Annotated in this window: 18 protein-coding genes; 4 read left to right on the top strand and 14 right to left on the bottom strand. The window is 56.4% G+C overall.

All coding sequences use genetic code 11. The features are described from left to right. Nucleotides 1-34: 34 nt before the first annotated feature. The 5 genes from gntU to RTU33_RS15060 form a co-directional block, all read right to left on the bottom strand. Entirely contained in the window at nt 35-1,375 is a 1,341-nt protein-coding gene (gene gntU, locus RTU33_RS15080; RefSeq protein WP_312628417.1) for a gluconate transporter, read from the bottom strand. Beyond that, nucleotides 1,372-1,905: a gluconokinase gene (gene gntK / locus RTU33_RS15075; protein ID WP_312628416.1), complete on the bottom strand. Its 534-nt coding sequence runs from the start codon at nt 1,903-1,905 to the stop codon at nt 1,372-1,374. The genes gntU and gntK overlap by 4 nt, the downstream gene beginning before the upstream one ends. Before the next feature lie 131 nt (nt 1,906-2,036). Then, nucleotides 2,037-3,032: a gluconate operon transcriptional repressor GntR gene (gntR, locus tag RTU33_RS15070; RefSeq protein WP_312628509.1), complete on the bottom strand. Its 996-nt coding sequence runs from the start codon at nt 3,030-3,032 to the stop codon at nt 2,037-2,039. 103 nt (nt 3,033-3,135) lie between these two features. After that, a complete protein-coding gene (locus RTU33_RS15065; protein ID WP_312628415.1) occupies nt 3,136-3,831 on the bottom strand; it encodes a pirin family protein in 696 nt (231 codons plus the stop codon). A 124-nt stretch (nt 3,832-3,955) separates the two neighbouring features. Further along, on the bottom strand, nt 3,956-4,993 hold the full coding sequence (locus RTU33_RS15060) for an oxidoreductase (RefSeq protein WP_312628413.1): 1,038 nt from the start codon (nt 4,991-4,993) through the stop codon (nt 3,956-3,958). A gap of 325 nt (nt 4,994-5,318) precedes the next feature. On the opposite strand from RTU33_RS15060, the gene RTU33_RS15055 reads away from it, so the two are divergent. The 3 genes from RTU33_RS15055 (at nt 5,319) to RTU33_RS15045 (ending at nt 6,864) form a co-directional block, all read left to right on the top strand. Then, on the top strand, nt 5,319-5,831 hold the full coding sequence (locus RTU33_RS15055; RefSeq protein WP_312628411.1) for a polymer-forming cytoskeletal protein: 513 nt from the start codon (nt 5,319-5,321) through the stop codon (nt 5,829-5,831). 218 nt (nt 5,832-6,049) lie between these two features. Beyond that, nucleotides 6,050-6,544, top strand: a complete 495-nt coding sequence (gene yhhY, locus RTU33_RS15050; RefSeq protein WP_312628409.1) for an N-acetyltransferase — start codon at nt 6,050-6,052, stop codon at nt 6,542-6,544. A 131-nt stretch (nt 6,545-6,675) separates the two neighbouring features. Next, nucleotides 6,676-6,864, top strand: coding sequence for a YjfB family protein (locus RTU33_RS15045; protein WP_312628407.1), 189 nt, complete (start codon nt 6,676-6,678; stop codon nt 6,862-6,864). Nucleotides 6,865-6,907: 43 nt separating this feature from the next. Here the strand turns inward: RTU33_RS15045 and ggt are convergent, their stop codons facing one another. Next, entirely contained in the window at nt 6,908-8,704 is a 1,797-nt protein-coding gene (gene ggt / locus RTU33_RS15040) for a gamma-glutamyltransferase (protein ID WP_312628405.1), read from the bottom strand. Nucleotides 8,705-8,825: 121 nt separating this feature from the next. On the opposite strand from ggt, the gene RTU33_RS15035 reads away from it, so the two are divergent. Further along, entirely contained in the window at nt 8,826-9,233 is a 408-nt protein-coding gene (locus RTU33_RS15035) for a DUF2756 family protein (protein WP_312628403.1), read from the top strand. On the opposite strand, the gene ugpQ is transcribed toward RTU33_RS15035, so the two are convergent. From ugpQ to livM, 8 genes are all read right to left on the bottom strand, one after another. Beyond that, nucleotides 9,225-9,980, bottom strand: a complete 756-nt coding sequence (gene ugpQ, locus RTU33_RS15030) for a glycerophosphodiester phosphodiesterase (protein ID WP_312628401.1) — start codon at nt 9,978-9,980, stop codon at nt 9,225-9,227. The genes RTU33_RS15035 and ugpQ overlap by 9 nt on opposite strands. After that, nucleotides 9,977-11,050: a sn-glycerol-3-phosphate import ATP-binding protein UgpC gene (locus RTU33_RS15025; RefSeq protein WP_312628400.1), complete on the bottom strand. Its 1,074-nt coding sequence runs from the start codon at nt 11,048-11,050 to the stop codon at nt 9,977-9,979. Before RTU33_RS15025 ends, ugpQ begins: the two co-directional genes overlap by 4 nt. A gap of 1 nt (nt 11,051) precedes the next feature. Continuing rightward, nucleotides 11,052-11,897 carry a sn-glycerol-3-phosphate ABC transporter permease UgpE gene (gene ugpE, locus RTU33_RS15020; RefSeq protein ID WP_312628399.1) on the bottom strand — a complete coding sequence of 282 codons (846 nt, stop codon included), beginning with the start codon at nt 11,895-11,897 and terminating at the stop codon, nt 11,052-11,054. Next, complete coding sequence (gene ugpA / locus RTU33_RS15015; RefSeq protein WP_312628398.1) at nt 11,894-12,781, bottom strand: sn-glycerol-3-phosphate ABC transporter permease UgpA; 888 nt, start codon at nt 12,779-12,781, stop codon at nt 11,894-11,896. Before ugpA ends, ugpE begins: the two co-directional genes overlap by 4 nt. A gap of 167 nt (nt 12,782-12,948) precedes the next feature. Next, nucleotides 12,949-14,265: a sn-glycerol-3-phosphate ABC transporter substrate-binding protein UgpB gene (gene ugpB / locus RTU33_RS15010; RefSeq protein ID WP_312628397.1), complete on the bottom strand. Its 1,317-nt coding sequence runs from the start codon at nt 14,263-14,265 to the stop codon at nt 12,949-12,951. A gap of 333 nt (nt 14,266-14,598) precedes the next feature. Then, entirely contained in the window at nt 14,599-15,312 is a 714-nt protein-coding gene (livF, locus tag RTU33_RS15005; RefSeq protein WP_312628396.1) for a high-affinity branched-chain amino acid ABC transporter ATP-binding protein LivF, read from the bottom strand. Between the two features lies 1 nt (nt 15,313). Beyond that, nucleotides 15,314-16,081 carry a high-affinity branched-chain amino acid ABC transporter ATP-binding protein LivG gene (gene livG / locus RTU33_RS15000; RefSeq protein WP_312628395.1) on the bottom strand — a complete coding sequence of 256 codons (768 nt, stop codon included), beginning with the start codon at nt 16,079-16,081 and terminating at the stop codon, nt 15,314-15,316. After that, entirely contained in the window at nt 16,078-17,355 is a 1,278-nt protein-coding gene (livM, locus tag RTU33_RS14995) for a branched chain amino acid ABC transporter permease LivM (RefSeq protein WP_312628394.1), read from the bottom strand. The genes livG and livM overlap by 4 nt, the downstream gene beginning before the upstream one ends. Between the last annotated feature and the right edge of the window lie 23 nt (nt 17,356-17,378).

The following is a 17,378-nucleotide window of genomic DNA, read 5'->3' as shown; positions in this document are numbered from 1 at the left end:
TGCCCTCTCCATACCGGAGAGGGCCGGACAGCAATCAGCTCAGAAGTGAAAACGCAATCATCCCGACAATCGCGCCCACGGTCCCCAGAATGGTTTCCATCAGCGTCCAGGTTTTCAGGGTTTGCGCTTCGGTGGCGCCGGTAAATTTACCGAACAGCCAGAAGCCTGCGTCATTCACGTGGCTCACCACGATCGAACCACCGGCGATACAGATAGAGAGTGCCGCCATCTGTGCACCGCTGTAGTGCAGCTGTTCGATAACCGGCATCACCAGACCAACGGCAGTCAGACAGGCGACCGTTGCAGAGCCCTGAATAATGCGCACCGCCGCAGCCAGCACGAAGCAGGTAATCGCAATCGGCAGACCCATGCCGGTCAGCGCTTCGCCGAGAGCCGGGCCAACGCCGGAATCCACCAGCACCTGTTTAAACACGCCGCCCGCACCGATAACCAGCAGAATAATCCCCGCAGGCTGCAGAGCAGCGCCACAGATTTCCATAACGCGGTCTTTCGGCATACCCTGACGCATCGCCAGGCCGTAAATTGCCACCAGACACGCCACCAGGATCGCGGTGAACGGGTGGCCGATAAACTCGAACCACTCATAGGCCGTTGACCCCTGAGCAACAAAGTGGGCAGCGATGGTTTTCAGGCCAACCAGCACCAGCGGCAGCAGGATCAGCGCCAGGCTGAAGCCGAAGCTCGGCATTTTGCCTTCGCCCAGGTGCGGCTCAGAGATATCGTCAGGAATGTGAAGTTCAACGTAGCGACTGATGAAGTTACCCCACAGCGGTCCGGCGATAATCATCCCCGGAATGGCTGCGCAGAGACCAATCAGGATCATCCAGCCGAAATCGGCGTGCATTTGTGAAGCCAGCAGCATCGGTGCAGGCCCTGGCAGCAGGAATGCCGCCGCGGCAGCGACGCCCGCAAACAGAGGAATCACCAGTTTAACCAGGTTGGTTCCGGTGTGGCGTGCCATCGAGAACGCGACGCTGATCAGCAGCACAATCGCCACTTCGAAGAACAACGGCAGCGCACAAATCAGCCCCGCAAGGCCAATGGCGTAATGCGCCCGGCTGTGGCCAAACGATTTCAGCATCTTCACGGCAATCTGATCGACGGCACCCGTCTCATGCAGAATTTTGCCGAACATCGCCCCTAAGGCGACAACAATGGCCAGGAAGCCGAGCGTGCCGCCCATTCCTTTTTGCATCGTGTCCGCGATTTTATCAAGCGGCATCCCGGAGAAAAGGCCTGCGCCAATCGACACCACCATCAAAGCCACGAAGGCGTGCATACGCGCCTTCATCACTAAAAACAGCAGGAGCAGAACGGAGCCGACTGCTGTTAACACTAACGTTAATGTCGTCACTCTTTACTGCCTTTGTTAATCAGTTCAATGGTGCTGGCGACAACGCCATCCAGCGGCTGGTCAATATCGACCACCAGAACATCCGCTTCGGTTGCGTCTGGCTCTTGCAGAGTTTCGAACTGAGTGACCAGCATCTGCGTTTTAAAGAAGTGCCCTTTACGCGCTTTGAGGCGGCTTTCGATCACGTCGAAATCACCCTTCATATAGATAAAGGAGAGGTTTGGATTGCCCTCGCGCAGAATGTCGCGATAGCTTTTCTTCAGGGCAGAACAGACGATCAGCGACACTTTGTTGGTGCGCTGCATCGCGAAAGCGGCATCGTTCAGGGCCTGCAACCACGGTTTACGATCGTCGTCGTTCAGCGGTTCACCGGAGGACATTTTGACGATATTACGACGCGGGTGGAGGAAGTCGCCGTCAAGAAACGCGGCATGCAGTCGATACGCCACTTCGCTGGCGACGGCGGATTTGCCGCTGCCAGAGACGCCCATCAGAACGTAGACATGGTGATCATGGTTAGTCGTGCTCAAAGCGTTGCTCCCACAAGTTCATTTTGTTACGGGTAACTGTTATCGGTAACATTGTCCTGCCTGACCAGTGGGGAAGCAATAACCATCCGGACGATAAACCGCGTTGTGTGATCTACTTCAAATTTGCAGGTTTAAATAGATCCACCCGGTGACAATGTGAAACCTAAATCTAACATCTTAGGCGTAACCATTTCACCCCGGATGCGGGCCAGCAGGCGCTCGGCGCCAATTCTGCCCATCCGCTCACGCGGGGTCAGGACGCTGGCGAGACGAGGCTCCATGACCTGGCCAATATCGTGACCGTGGAAACCGGCAATCGCTATGTCACCAGGAATGCTCAGCCCCAGGCGCTGGCATTCGAAGGCAGCCCCTACCGCAAGGTCATCGTTCGTACAGAAGATACCGTCGAGCTGCGGGTACTCACGGCGCGCCTGGCGCATCAGCTCAATGCCAGAAGAGTAGGACGAGGATTGCTCAACCATCACGCTGTAAGGCGTTAAGCCCGCATCGCGCATCGCCTGTTCGTAGCCCTGCTGTTTGATGATAGTACGTTCATCCAGACGCGCACCGAGATAGGCGATATGACGATGGCCGCGCGAAATAATGGTGGCGGTCATCTGGCGGGCGGCTTCAAAGTTGTCGAATCCGACGGCGATATCAATGCACGGCGACTGACTGTCCATCAGCTCCACCACCGGAATACCGGCAACTTCAATCATCTTACGGGTCCGCGCCGTGTGGGTGCGTTCTGACAGGATCAGGCCGTCGATATTCCACGAGAGCATCGATTCCAGACGCTCTTCTTCCATCTCCGGCTTATAGCCGTAGTGAGCGAGCATCGCCTGATAGCCGTAGGCATCGGTTACGCTTTCGATGCCTTTCAGCACTTCGGCAAACACCTGGTTGGTTAAGGACGGGAGAAGCACGCCAATCGCACGGCTGGTGGAGTTGGAGAGAATATCGGGGGCGCGATTGGGGATGTAACCCAGTTCATCAAGGGCAATCGCAATCTTGCCACGCAGCGCGACGGAAACCTGTTCCGGGTTACGCAGAAAACGGCTGACCGTCATTTTGGTCACGCCGACGCGATCGGCCACATCCTGAAGTACGGGTCTTTTCTTTTTCATCGTCCAGAGGGTGATAAAGGGGGAGACATTTCGCCAGTTTATCATGGACGTGACGGAACCTTCCCGCGAATACGGGAAGGTTCGATGATTTATTTAATCAGGATCATACCGGCGGCAGATCGAACAGCAGAATTTCCGCTTCGCTGTCGGCGTGAACCGAAAGCGCCTGCTCGTCCCAGATAGCCAGGCCATCTGCGGTGGTGGCTTTGGTGCCATTGATAGAGACTTCACCTTTCACCACCTGGATCCACACGCGGCGGTCAGCGGCAATCTGGTGCACCGACTGCTCGTCTTTCGCCAGCGCCCAGCGGTACAGCTCCATATCCTGATACACCTTCAGCGAACCGTCGCGCGCATCCGGCGACAGCACCAGCTGTTTGCCCCGATCGGCGTCAAAGCGGCCCTGCTCGTAGCGTGGCGTGATCCCGGTTTCTTCAGGAATGATCCAGATTTGATACAGGTGCAGTTTTTCCGTTTTGCTCGGGTTGTACTCCGAGTGACGGATCCCCGTCCCGGCGCTCATTATCTGGAATTCACCGGCAGGCACCTGCTCTTTGTTGCCCATGCTGTCCTGGTGTTCAACGGCGCCTTCCAGCACGTAAGTCAGGATTTCCATGTCTTTGTGCGGATGGGTGCCGAAACCCTGCCCGGCATCAATCACGTCGTCATTAATCACGCGAAGCGCAGAGAAGCCCATGAAGTTCGGGTCGTAATAATCAGCAAAAGAAAAAGTGTGCCAGGAGTCCAGCCAGCCGTGATTCGCATGGCCACGTTCGTTTGCTTTGCGTAAGTAGATCATGATGTCTGAGTCCTTGTTCGTTTCGATGGATACAGTGTGGACTCGAATGCACAGGGATGATAGTGGGTGGAAATTGACTCCTCTGTTCAAAATTTATGAACAAGAGCAGAGGAGCCTTCAGCGGTTATTTGGCGAGGGTTATCGTGGCCGGACTGGCCTGTTCAAAGCCCCGTTCGAGGATCTCAAGATTGGTCAGAGCTTCAGATTCCTTGACGAAATTCGGCGCACCGTTTTTCAGCGTCTCGTACAGCGCATCGTACACGCGACCATAGTCGCCCACCTCCGGTTTAACCTCTTCACGCACCGACACACCTTCAGCATTCATGTACTCAAGCAGTCCAATGCTGTCGTCGGCGCCAAAGCCCGGTTCGCCCGGCATAATATTGGCTTTGAGGCTGGTTTCCTGCTGATCGATGCCGTATTTCACGAACGAGCCTTTGGTGCCGTGCAGGATAAATTTCGGGTAGTCGATTTTCACCAGATGGCTGGTTTTGACGATGGCCTTCAGGTCGCCATAGAACAGCTGTGCCTCAAAGGTATCGTCCGGGTTGGCTTTATTACGCAGGCTGCGAATGTCGTACGCCACGTGGTCCGGGCGGCCAAACAGCGAGATGATCTGGTCCATCGTATGCACGCCAAGGCCATAAAATGCGCCGTCCTGCGGCAGTCCGGGCTTCGTTTCGGCGACGGGGCGATACATGTCGAAATGGCTTTCGATTTCAACCAGTTCACCAAGCTTGCCGCTCTCAATCACTTTTTTTGCCGTCAGGAAGCAGGAGTCAAAGCGACGGTTCTGATACGGAGTGACCGTCAGCCCTTTCGCTTTCGCCAGTGCGAACAGCTCTTTCGCTTCAGCGAGCGTCGGGGTAAACGGCTTCTCGACCAATACGTTTTTGCCCGCTTCCAGCGCGCGTTTCGCGTAGTCGAAGTGGCTGTCGGCATGCGTACATACCACCACCAGCTTGACCTGCGGATCGTTCAGGACTTCATCGAGGGAGCTTGTGAAGTGAATATGCTGATACTGCGGATGCTGTTCCTCTGGCTTCGCGCTGCGGCGATAGATGTGCGCCACGTGCCAGCTGTTTTTACGGTTGAGAACGTAAGGAAGGTGATAGCGGGTGGTGCTTTTTCCGAAACCAATAAATGCGCAGTGTAGGGTCATGATGTGTTCCTTCTGATACTGCTTAACGATAAAAATCGGTTTGCTGCCTGGGAAGGCTCTAGTTATAGAAACTTTGAGCGCCAATTGCAAAATCCCAGAATTTGCTCATCCCGACACTGTGTTACCATCCGGACAGAATATGTCCTGCTAAGGAAAGCGGAAAATCAGAATGCATTCACCCAATCTATTACTCAACTCCGCATTATTTTTTTGGCTAATGTCTCTTGGTTTATGGATAAGCAATATGGGTCGTTCGGCATTGCTGACGGCCCTGTTGTCCCTTTTAATGTTCGTGAGTTATTTCTTAAGGAAGGAGCTTAAAACTATGTTTGGAAAAGACAAAAAAACAACAATGACAGAAAAGGTCACGCTACCGGAAGCCGCGCCAGTGCAGGCCAAACCGCCTGAAAGCGTGGAAAGTACCCAGGGAAATACGGTCATTGCCAGCGATGTCTGTTTTGATGGAAACATTAGCGCGACGGGGATGATCTATATTCACGGCAAAGTCCTCGGCAATATCGAATCGAAAACCGGACTCATCAAGGTCATGCGCAACGGCTACGTGGAAGGAAATATTATCGCCAAAGAAGCCGTTATTGATGGCCGCGTGATTGGGCAATGTGATGCCGACTCCATTGATATTCACGAGAACGGGAAAATCACCGGCGCCATTCTCTATCACAACCTGTCCATCAAACGCGGTGGTCAATTTACCGGCCAGTCTGAAGTTCGGCCTGCCACCACCAGCTCAGCAAGCAATGTCATTGATATTATTACGGATAAAGAGAGTGAGTCCGTGAAGGCTGCCGAAGAAGATTTGCTGGAAGCCAGCCATTAAAAAAAAAGCCAGCACCCGGCTGGCTATAAAATAATACTGGAAGCAATGTGAGCAATGTCGTGCTTTCAGGTTCTCCGTAAGGGGTCTCCCTGAACGCATGACAATAATAATCATTATCATTCGCACTTGTCTACTGATTTTTGCAAAAAACAGCAGTTGACGAAAATTTGTGATTCAGAGAGGGTTAAAGGGATAGCTAACCCCAAAGGAGATGAGGAATGAGTGAGACAGTGATTCGCCACGTTGAAGCCGCCGATGCCGAAGCTTTGCAGCAGATGCATACTCATCATGATGTCTATCACTCCACGCTACAAATTCCTCATCCGTCCTTGGACATGTGGCACGAACGCGTCATGCGCAAACCGAACAGGAGACAGCTGGTCGCCTGCATTGGCGATCGGGTGGTCGGCCATCTGGTGCTGGATGTGATGGAAAATCCGCGCCGCAGTCACGTAGCGACTTTTGGGATAAGCATCGCCTCTGAATTCCAGAATCGCGGCGTCGGCAGCGCGCTGATGCGCGAGATGGTGGACCTGTGCGACAACTGGCTGCGCGTCGAACGCATTGAATTAACGGTCTTTGTCGATAATCCTGGTGCGATGGGCTTATACCGGAAGTTCGGGTTCGAGGTGGAAGGTACCGGCAAAAATTATGCGCTGCGTAACGGCGAGTACGTGGATGCTTACTATATGGCACGGATGAAGTCAGTTTAAGAAATTGCCCGGTGGCGCTTCGCTTATCGGGCATACAATTTCTTATGAAAACCCTAACGGAACCGATAGTAAGATCACTGGTGGCATTCCGCGCACCAGACTATTCATATTCCCCGTAAAGGAAATCAACGATGGATATTTCTCAAATCGAATCAATGTCAACGGCCATGGATCAGATGCAATTCCGCAGCGAAGTCGGCACTCTGGTGATGAAAAAATCACTTGATGCTCAGTCGGAAGCAGCAACGGCAATAATACAGTCAATTCCTCAGCTCCCCGCAAACCCTGCAATCGGTCGGAACATTAACGTTACCGCCTGACAGCTGCCCGCCCTGTCGGGCGGGCTCGTGAATTGCGGGGGAATTAATACCCTGCCGTCAGGTCATCCACGGTACGCGGATCCGATGCGCCATACAGCGCGCCGTCCGGGCCAACCATTATGCTCTGGGTACTGCCCATCGCCTCTTTCACCGCCACTTTCTGCCCTTTCTCCTCGAGCAGCTTCAGCGTATCCGGGCTAAAGCCCTTTTCCACCCACAGCTCGTCCGGCAGCCATTGATGATGGAAGCGCGGCGCGTTGGTGGCTTCGGCGACGTTCATACCGAAATCAATAGTATTCACCACCATTTGCAATACGGTGGTGATAATGCGGCTACCGCCCGGGCTGCCGGTGACCAGCCAGGTTTTGCCGTCCTTCACCACAATCGTCGGTGACATTGACGACAGCGGGCGCTTCTTCGGCCCGACGGCGTTGGCATCGCCGCCCACCAGCCCGTAGACGTTCGGCACACCGGGCTTCGCCGAGAAGTCGTCCATCTCGTTATTCATCAGAATGCCGGTGTTACCCGCCACAATGCCGGTGCCGAAGGTCGTATTGAGCGTGTACGTCACCGCCACCGCGTTACCGTCTTTATCCACCACCGAGAAATGCGTGGTCTGATTACTTTCATACGGGGCCAGCTTGCCCGGACGGATCTGACTCGACGGTTTCGCCTTGTTGACGTCAATCTCCTGCGCGATGGACTTCGCATAGGCTTTGCTGGTCAGCGCCTGCCACGGTACCTTCACAAAATCCGGATCGCCGAGGTATTCCGAACGGTCAGCGTAGGCGTGCTTCTCCGCTTCGGCCATGATTTGCATTGCATCGGCGCTGCCGAAGCCGTACTTCTGCATATCGAAGTTTTCCAGAATATTGAGGATCTGCACGATATGGATCCCACCGGAGGAGGGCGGCGGCATGGAGTAAACCTGGTAACCACGGTAATCACCGCTAATAGGCTCACGCTCCACGGCTTTGTAATTCGCCAGATCCTCTTTGGTCATCAGTCCGCCGTGCTTCTTCATCTCATCGGCAATCTGATCGGCAATCGTGCCTTTATAAAACGCATCCGGACCATTTTCAGCAATCAGCTCAAGGCTTTTTGCCAGATTGGCCTGCACCAGCCGGTCGCCTTTTTTCAGCGGCTCGCCATCCTTCCAGAAGATGGCTTTACTGTTTTCGTGATTCGGGATGACTTCGCTGCCGTAGGTTTTCAGATCGTCGGCCAGCGCATCGTTAACGGTAAAGCCCTCTTTCGCGAGTTTAATCGCCGGGCGCACAACCTTGTTAAGCGGCATCGTGCCGTACTCTTTCAGCGCCAGCGAGAAGCCCGCAACGGTGCCCGGCGTTCCGGAAGCAAGATGAGAGGTCAGCGATTTTTTGCTGTCCGGGTTGCCCTGATCGTCGAGGAACATATCGCGCGTGGCCTGCGCAGGCGCCATTTCACGGAAATCGATCGCCGTGGTTTTACCGTCTTTGGTACGCAGCATCATAAAGCCGCCGCCCCCAAGATTCCCGGCCTGCGGGTGCGTCACGGCCAGCGCGTAGCCCACGGCCACCGCCGCATCCACCGCGTTACCGCCCTCTTTCAGAATATCGACGCCGACCTTTGTCGCCATCGCATCCACCGACGCCACCATCCCCTTCTGAGCACGTACCGGATGGAAAACATCCTCTTCAACGCCGTAGGAAACGGCCGGTGCCGGGGTGGATTGCGTGGATGTCGGGGAGGATGATGCGGGAGGTGCCGAGACCGGCGGCGGAGTAGCCGCCGCGCTGAACGTGCTTCCTGCCAGCAGAGCTGCGATGGCTGCTCTGCGCCAAAAATGAGTTTCTGTCATTGTTCTTCTCCAGGTGAAGGGTTTTGCTCCCGCTTAAGCCTGGTTCAGAATTCCTAAAAAATCATTGCAATGGCGAAACAGAGGTAAACTTAAGAGAGCCCCGAAAGGGCAGGAGGAAAAGATGAAAACGATACTCTTTCTGGCGGCACTCGCGCCGTTTGCCGTTTTAGCACAGCCATTTAATACCACTAATAACCCGAATCAGCCCGGATATGTCATCCCCAGCCAGCAGCGGATGCAGACGCAGATGCAGTCTCAGCAAATTCAGCAAAAAGGGATGCTCAACCAGCAGTTGCAGAACCAGACTCAGCTTCAGCAGCAGCATCTGCAAACGCAGATGAACAACAATCAGCAGCGTGTGGTAAATGCACAGCCGGGCCAGCAGGTCCTGCCGAACAACGGCGGCGGAATGCTGAGCGGTGGCAACAGCGACAAAACGCTCGGCAGTTCGCAGGAGCACATGCTGCCGCAGACGCAGAACGGGGACCTGTTAAGCACGCCGTCGAATCCACAGCCGCTGTCACGCTAGCCGTTGCCTGAAATCGAAATCAGGCCCGATAACGTCAATCGCATCCGTGCAGATGCAGTCCACGCCCCAGCGCAGTAGCTCCGCCGCTCGCTGGGGTCGGTTAACGGTATATACCAGAATATGCAGCCCCGCCGCCTTCAACGTTTTCACCCGCGCCTCATCCAGTAGCCTGTGATTCAGGTGAATCGAGACGCAGCCCAGCCGCGTGGTTAACGCCTGCCAGTCATCGCGCCATTCGTCGAGCAGCAGCCCCCGCGGCAGCGCTGGTACGGCAGCCTGCGCCGCTTCCAGCGCATCGATTTCAAATGACGACAGCAATGGCGGCGTCATACCCGCCCACAGTTCACGCGCCGCCAGCGCAACCACTTTGCCCGTCAGCACGCCGGTACCCGTAGTCGGCTTGATTTCAATATTCGCCATCATGCCGTACTCGCGACAGCGTTCCGCCACCTGCGACAGCAGCGGCAACGGCTCGCCTTTGAACTTGCTGCTGAACCAGCTTCCCGCATCAACGTGCAGCAGCTCTTGCCACGTCAGATCGCCTGCCACTCCCCAGCCATTGCTGGTCCGCTCCAGGTTATCGTCGTGCAACAGGAAAATCTCTCCGTCTTTCGACAGCTTGGCATCAAATTCAATCATCGTGTGGCCGTAACGCGCGCCCACGTCGATCGCTGCCAGGGTATTTTCCGGAGCCCGCTTACCGCCGCCCCGGTGGGCGGCAATGCGAGGATAAGGCCAGTTGCTCATACACGTTGTCCTGTTTCGCCATCAAACAAGTGCAGATGATTTTCCGCAAGATGCAGCCACAGCGTAGTACCTGCCTGCGGGCGCTGCTGATGCGGCAGGCGCACCACCATTTTTTGCTCACCAAAGCGCCCATGCGCGAGGTTATCTGCACCTAAAATTTCCAGCGTATCCATCACCAGCGGTACGCCACCTTCGGCCTGCGAGCTTAGCGCAATATGCTCCGGACGGATACCCAGCGTCATTTTGCGCCCGGCATACCCGCGATACTGCCAGTTCAGGGGGAGCGCCATGCCGCTGTCCAGCTCGAAATGGGTGCCGGAAACGCTCACTCGTCCATCCAGCAGGTTCATCGCCGGGCTGCCGATAAAGCTCGCCACAAAGCGCGTCGCGGGCTTCTCATACACTTCAACCGGTGTACCGATTTGCTCGGCGATGCCTTTGTTCATCACCATCACGCGCTGCGCCAGCGTCATCGCTTCTACCTGATCGTGGGTCACGTACAGCGATGTGGTGTTCAGGCGGCGATGAAGCTGTTGCAGCTCAAGACGCATCTGCACGCGCAGCTTGGCATCAAGGTTGGAAAGCGGTTCATCGAACAGGAACACCGCCGGGTCGCGCACAATCGCGCGGCCCATCGCTACACGCTGGCGCTGGCCGCCGGAGAGCTCGCGCGGACGGCGTTTGAGTAGCGCGTCCAGCTCCAGAATGCGCGCCGCTTCTTTCACCCGCTCGGCGATATGCCCTTTGCCCATGCCGCGAATTTTCAGGCCCCACGCCATGTTCTCTTCCACAGTCATGTGCGGATAAAGGGCGTAGTTCTGGAACACCATCGCAATGCCGCGCGCCTTCGGTTCAAGCTCGGTCACGCGCTGGCGGTCGATCCAGATATCGCCGCCGGAGACGCGCTCCAGCCCGGCAACCATACGCAGCAGCGTCGATTTTCCGCAGCCGGAAGGCCCGACCATCACGATAAACTCACCGTCAGAAACGTCCAGCGTCAGCGGCTGAATCACCTGGGTTTTACCGTTGTCCCAGCTCTTGGTTACTGCCTGTAATTTCAGTCCTGCCATCTTATTTCTCACTGTCGACCAGGCCGCGGACAAACGCGCGCTGCATGGCTAAAACGATAATAACGGGCGGGATCAGCGTCAGCAGCATCGCCGCCATCACCTGGTTCCACGCCGTGGTGCCTTCGCCGGTGGCGATCATGCCTTTGATGCCCGCCACCGCCGTGCCGAGATTGACGTCGGTGACGATAAGCAGCGGCCACAGGTACTGATTCCAGCCGTAGATAAAGGTGATCACGAACAGCGCCGCAAGGTTGGTTTTCGACAGCGGCAGCACGATGTCACGGAAAAAGCGCATCGGCGAAGCGCCGTCAATGCGCGCAGCTTCCATCAGTTCATCCGGCAGCGTCATAAAGAACTGGCGGAACAGGAAGGTGGCGGTGGCCGACGCCATCAGCGGCAGCGTCAGTCCGGTGTAGCTGTCGAGAAGCTTGAGGCTGGCGATCACCTCCACCGTCGGGAAAATACGCACCTCAACCGGAAGCATCAGGGTGATAAAAATCATCCAGAAGAACAGGTTACGCAGCGGGAAGCGGAACCAGACGATGGCGAATGCCGACAGCATCGACACCGCGATTTTGCCCACCGTGATGGTGAGCGCCATGATGAAGCTGTTGAGCAGCATCAGCCAGAACGGCGCGCTGTTGGCCCCCACGCCCTGCAGCCAGATGGTTTTCATGTTCTCCAGCAGGTGCGAACCGGGCAGCAGCGTCATCGGCGTGGCGAAAACAGCTTTGTCATCCAGCGTTGCCGCCACAAACGCGACGTACAGCGGGAAGAGGATCACCGCGATCCCCAGAATCAACATAATGTGGCTGAACCAGGTCAGCCCGCGACGATGTTCAATCATTGATAGCGCACCTTACTTTCCACATAGCGGAACTGAACCACCGTCAGCACAATCACCAGCCCCATCAGCACCACCGACTGTGCGGCGGAGGCCGACAGATCCAGCCCGGCAAAACCTTCGCGGTAAATTTTGTAGATGAGCGTGGTGGTGGCCTGCACCGGGCCGCCCGCGGTGGCCGCGTCGATCACCGGGAAGGTATCGAAGAAGGCGTACACCAGATTGACCACCAGCAGGAAGAAGCTCACCGGGGCAATCAGCGGCAGGGCGATAGAGAAGAAGCGCCGAACCGGGCCCGCACCGTCAATGGCGGCGGCCTCCACCAGAGAACGGGGAATGGACTGCAGCGCAGCGAAGAAGAACAGGAAGTTGTAGCTGATCTGCTTCCATACCGAGGCGAATACCACCAGGAACATCGCCTGGCCGCTGTTCTGCGCGTGGTTCCAGCTGTAGCCCATCAGCTCCAGCCAGTGGGTAATCAGGCCGCGCCCTGGGTTAAAGAGGAAAATCCACAGTACGGCGGCGATGGCAGGCGCCACGGCATAAGGCAGCAGCATCAGCGTCTGGTAAATACGGCTGCCGCGTATCACGTAATCCACAAGCGCCGCGAAGAACAGCGACACCAGCAGGCCGCTCACCGTCACCAGGCCGCTGAACCTGATGGTGGTCCAGAAAGCATCGAGGTAATAGCCGTCGTGGAACAGGGCGATAAAGTTGTCCAGGCCGACAAACTGGCTGGAAAGCCCAAACGGATCGACGCTTTGCAGCGAGTACCACAGCGCTTCACCCGCAGGCCAGATAAAGAAGATAACGGTGATGACCAGCTGTGGCGCAACCAGCAAATACGGCAGCCAGCGCGAACGGAACACCGGACGGGATGAGGACATAGGTTTGCTCAAAATAGATGTGCCATGTTCCCCTCTCCCCGGCCCTCTCCCAAAGGGAGAGGGAGAAAGACGGCTCCGAACGAGTCTTCTCCCCCATAGGGAAAAAGAAAGCACCGAACAGATTCCCTCTCCCTCCGGGAGAGGGTTAGGGAGAGGGTGAAACTCAATTAAGACTTCGTCGACTGCTCAAAACGACGCAGCAGCTGGTTACCGCGTTCTACCGCAGAATCCAGCGCCTGCTGTGGCGTTTTCTTGCCGGTCCAAACGCTTTCCAGCTCTTCATCCACGATGGTGCGAATCTGCGGCATATTGCCCAGACGCAGGCCTTTGGTGAACGGCAACGGCGGCTTGTTCAGCATTTGACGAGTGGCGATATCCGCGCCCGGATTCTTGTCATAGAAGCCCTGCTGACGGGTCAGGTCATACGCCGCTTTGGTGATTGGCAGATAGCCGGTTTTCTGGTGCCATTCGGCCGCAATTTCCGGCCTGGTCAGGAAATCGAGGAACTCCGCCACGCCCTTATAGGTCTCTTTGTCCTTGCCCTGCATCACCCACAGGCTCGCTCCGCCGATAATGGCGTTCTGCGGTGCGCCTTTGGCATCAGCGTCGTAAGGCATCATGCCCACGCCATAGTTGAATTTGGCGTATTGACGAATATCTGCCAGCGAGCCGGAAGAAGCGGTCGTTATGGCGCAGTCGCCGTTATAGAACTTCTCGGTGGATTCATCTTTACGCCCGAAGTAGCTGAAATCGCCCTTCTTGTTCAGTGCTTCCAGCATGGCGATATGCTTTACCTGTTCCGGCTTGTTGAATTCCAGCACCGCATCGGTGCCATCGAAGCCGTTGTTTTGGGTGGCGATCGGCAGGCCATTCCAGGCGCTGAAGTTTTCCAGCTGGATCCAACCCTGCCAGCCGCTGGCGTAGCCGCACTTCATTCCGGCTGCTTTCAGCTTCGCGGTGTACGCCGCCAGATCCTGCCAGGTTTTCGGCGGCTGCTCTGGATCTAAACCGGCCTTTTTGAAGGCGTCTTTGTTGTAGTAGAGCACCGGCGTGGAGCTGTTAAATGGCTGGCTCAGCAGGTGTCCGGTCTTAGAATCGGTGTAGTAACCGGAGACGGTCGGCACGAACTGCGACTCGTCAAACTTGATGCCCGCATCGGTAAAGACTTCGTAGACGGGCTTGATGGCTTTCGACGCCATCATGGTCGCCGTGCCAACTTCGTAAACCTGTAAAATAGCGGGGGCGTTGCCGGTGCGGAACGCAGCGATACCCGCCGCCAGGCTCTGCTCATAGTTGCCTTTGTAGACCGGCACAATTTTGTAATCAGGGTGCGCGTCGTTGAAACGCTGCGCCAGAGAATCAACTTCTTTCCCCAGTTCTCCCTCCATGGAATGCCAGAACGGAACGGTGGTGACAGCCATCGCCTGAGAGGCAAACGCCAGTCCCAGCGTGACGGCTAAAGCGGTGTGTCGTAACGATGTCATTCGGTTATCTCTCTTGTTGTGCCGGATGTGCGAAATCACGCGTTTTATGGTCGCGAGGTAACATGACATGCGCGAATGACAGAAAAATAACTGTTTGTTTACAGCTAAGTGACAGCAAGGCGTCAGGGGGATGATGGTTGTGTGAAGGGGGTTGATGTACAAAAAGCCAGGTGGCGGGCTTCGCCTTACCCGGCCTGCTCGATCTGTTCCCTCGCCCCTTTGGGGATAGGGGAAAGAAAGACGGAGTGGCCTGATGCCCTCACCCCACCCCTCTCCCACAGGGAGAGGGTGCAAACATTAAAAACGGCAACCGAGGTTGCCGTTTTGCTTTTATTACCCGCCTAAATAGGCACTCCGTACTGCTTCGTTCGCCAGCAGCGCATCGCCGGTATCGGATAGCACCACGTGGCCGTTCTCCAGCACGTAGCCGCGATCGGCAAGCTTCAGCGCCTGGTTGGCGTTCTGCTCAACGAGGAAGATAGTCATCCCTTCTTTACGCAGCTGTTCGATGGTGTCAAAAATCTGCTGAATGATGATTGGCGCAAGGCCCAGCGACGGCTCGTCCAGCAGCAGCAGACGCGGCTGGCTCATCAGCGCACGACCAATCGCCAGCATCTGCTGCTCGCCGCCGGACATCGTGCCCGCACGCTGAATACGGCGCTCCCACAGGCGTGGGAACAGTTCGTAGACCCACTTGATACGGTCCTGATACTGGCCGCGGTCGGCGAAGAAGCCCCCCATCGCCAGGTTCTCTTCCACGGTCATGCGCGAAAACACACGACGCCCTTCCGGCACGATCGCCACGGCTTCACGCATGATTTTTGCGGTCTGCCAGTCGGTAATATCTTTGCCATCAAAGGTCACGCGACCGCTGGTGGCGCGCGGATCGCCGCAAAGGGTGCCGAGCAGCGTCGTTTTGCCTGCGCCGTTGGCACCAATCAGGGTAACGATCTCGCCCTGATTGATATGCAGGCTGACTTCATGCAGCGCCTGAATTTTGCCGTAGTGGGCGCTGACTTTGTCAAAAGACAACATCACTTTTTCCATTTTAAGCCTCGCCCAGATAAGCACGTATTACGTCAGGGTTATTGCGGATCTCTTCCGGCGTGCCGTTCGCCAGCGGCGTGCCCTGATTCACCACGTAAATGCGATCGGAAATGCCCATCACCAGCTTCATGTCGTGTTCAATCAGCAGAATGGTGGTGTTGTGATGGCTGCGCAGCTCGGCAATCAGCTCATCCAGCTCTTTGGTTTCCTTCGGGTTCAGCCCCGCCGCCGGTTCATCCAGCATCAGAATTTCCGGCTGCGTCACCATGCAGCGCGCAATTTCCAGACGACGCTGGTCGCCGTAGGCCAGGTTGCTCGCCTGACGGTTGGCGTGCGTGAGCAGACCAATACGCTCAAGCCAGGTGGCGGCCCTGTCCAGTGCTTCGCTCTGCGCACGACGAAACGCCGGGGTTTTCAGCAGACCGGAGAACACGCCGGTTTTCAGCTGCTGATGCTGCGCCACCAGCAGGTTCTCAATTACCGTCATTTCGCGGAACAGGCGCACGTGCTGGAAGGTACGCACCACGCCCATTTGCGCAATCTGCTGGCCCGGCAGGCCTTCCAGATGCTTATCGCGCAGCATGATGCTGCCGCCCGTCGGCTTATAAAAACCGGTGAGGCAGTTAAACACCGTCGTTTTGCCCGCGCCGTTCGGGCCAATCAGTGAGACGATTTCCTGCGGGTGCAGGTCGAGGTTGACGTTATTGACCGCCAGCAGGCCGCCAAAACGCATCATCAAACCGTTAACGGATAATAATGGCTGACTCATGCCTGCTCTCCTTTGGTCTGCCCGTTTTTCAGTTTCAGCTGTGGGCGGGTCATCGGCAGCAAGCCTTGTGGACGCCAGATCATCATCAGAACCATCAAACCACCCAGCATTAACATGCTGTATTCATTGAAATCACGCATCAGCTCGCGCGACACCACCAGCAAAACGGCTGCCAGAATCACCGCGAACTGCGAGCCCATCCCGCCAAGCACCACAATCGCCAGCACAAACGCCGATTCGGCAAAAGTGAACGACTCGGGGCTGACGAAGCCCTGGCGGGCGGCGAACAGCGTTCCCGCAAATCCGGCAAACGCGGCGCTGATGGTGAACGCCGTCAGCTTGATGCGCGTCGGACTTAAACCCAGCGAGCGGCAGGCAATTTCATCTTCACGCAGTGCTTCCCAGGCGCGGCCCAACGGCATGCGCAGCAGGCGATTGATCACGAACAGCGTCAGCACCACCAGCAGCAGCGCCACCAGGTAGAGGAAAATCACGCGGTCGTTCGGGTCATACTTTACGTGGAAGAAATTGCTGAAGGTATCCCAACCGCCTTCACGCGCGGTACGGCTGAACTCGAGGCCAAACAGCGTCGGTTTCGGAATCTGGCTGATGCCGTTCGGGCCACCGGTCACTTCGGTGTTGTTCAGCAGCAAAATACGCACGATTTCACCGAAACCGAGGGTCACGATCGCCAGATAGTCACCGCGCAGACGCAGCACCGGGAAGCCAAGCAGGAAACCTGCCGCAGCCGATACCAGGCCCGCCAGCGGCAGACAGGTCCAGAAGCCCAGCCCGTAATAGTGGTTCAGCAGCGCAAAGGTGTACGCACCGATGGCGTAGAAACCACCGTAGCCGAGCACCAGCAGGCCAGACAGACCGACAACGACGTTCAGACCGAGGCCAAGAATGATGTAGATCATCGTCAGGGTGGCGATGTCTACCGTCCCGCGGGATACCATAAACGGCCAGGCTACGGCAATCACCAGCAGCGCAATCAGGAACAGCTTCTGCTTAACGGTGGAACCGTCAATCGCCGGCAGGACAAACTTCGGCCCGGAAACGCTTTTCAGGCTCTTCTGGAAAATCGGGCGCAGCAGCTGGAAGAAGAAGACCACGGCGGTGCCAATAAAAATCCACTGCCAGCGGATATCGGCGGCGGTATCGACCACCAACTTTGTGCCGCTCAGCTCCAGCTGAACGCCCATAAAGACGCCCGCCAGCACGAAGAACATGGCGGCCGAGAGCAGCGCCATCGCAAAATGCATCGGTTTCATACTTTCTCTACCTCCGGACGACC

It is taken from the genome of Scandinavium sp. (assembly GCF_032012665.1).
Lineage (GTDB): Bacteria > Pseudomonadota > Gammaproteobacteria > Enterobacterales > Enterobacteriaceae > Scandinavium.
The sequence above is the reverse complement of the archived record's forward strand: the minus strand, read 5'-3'. Positions and strand labels throughout refer to the sequence as shown.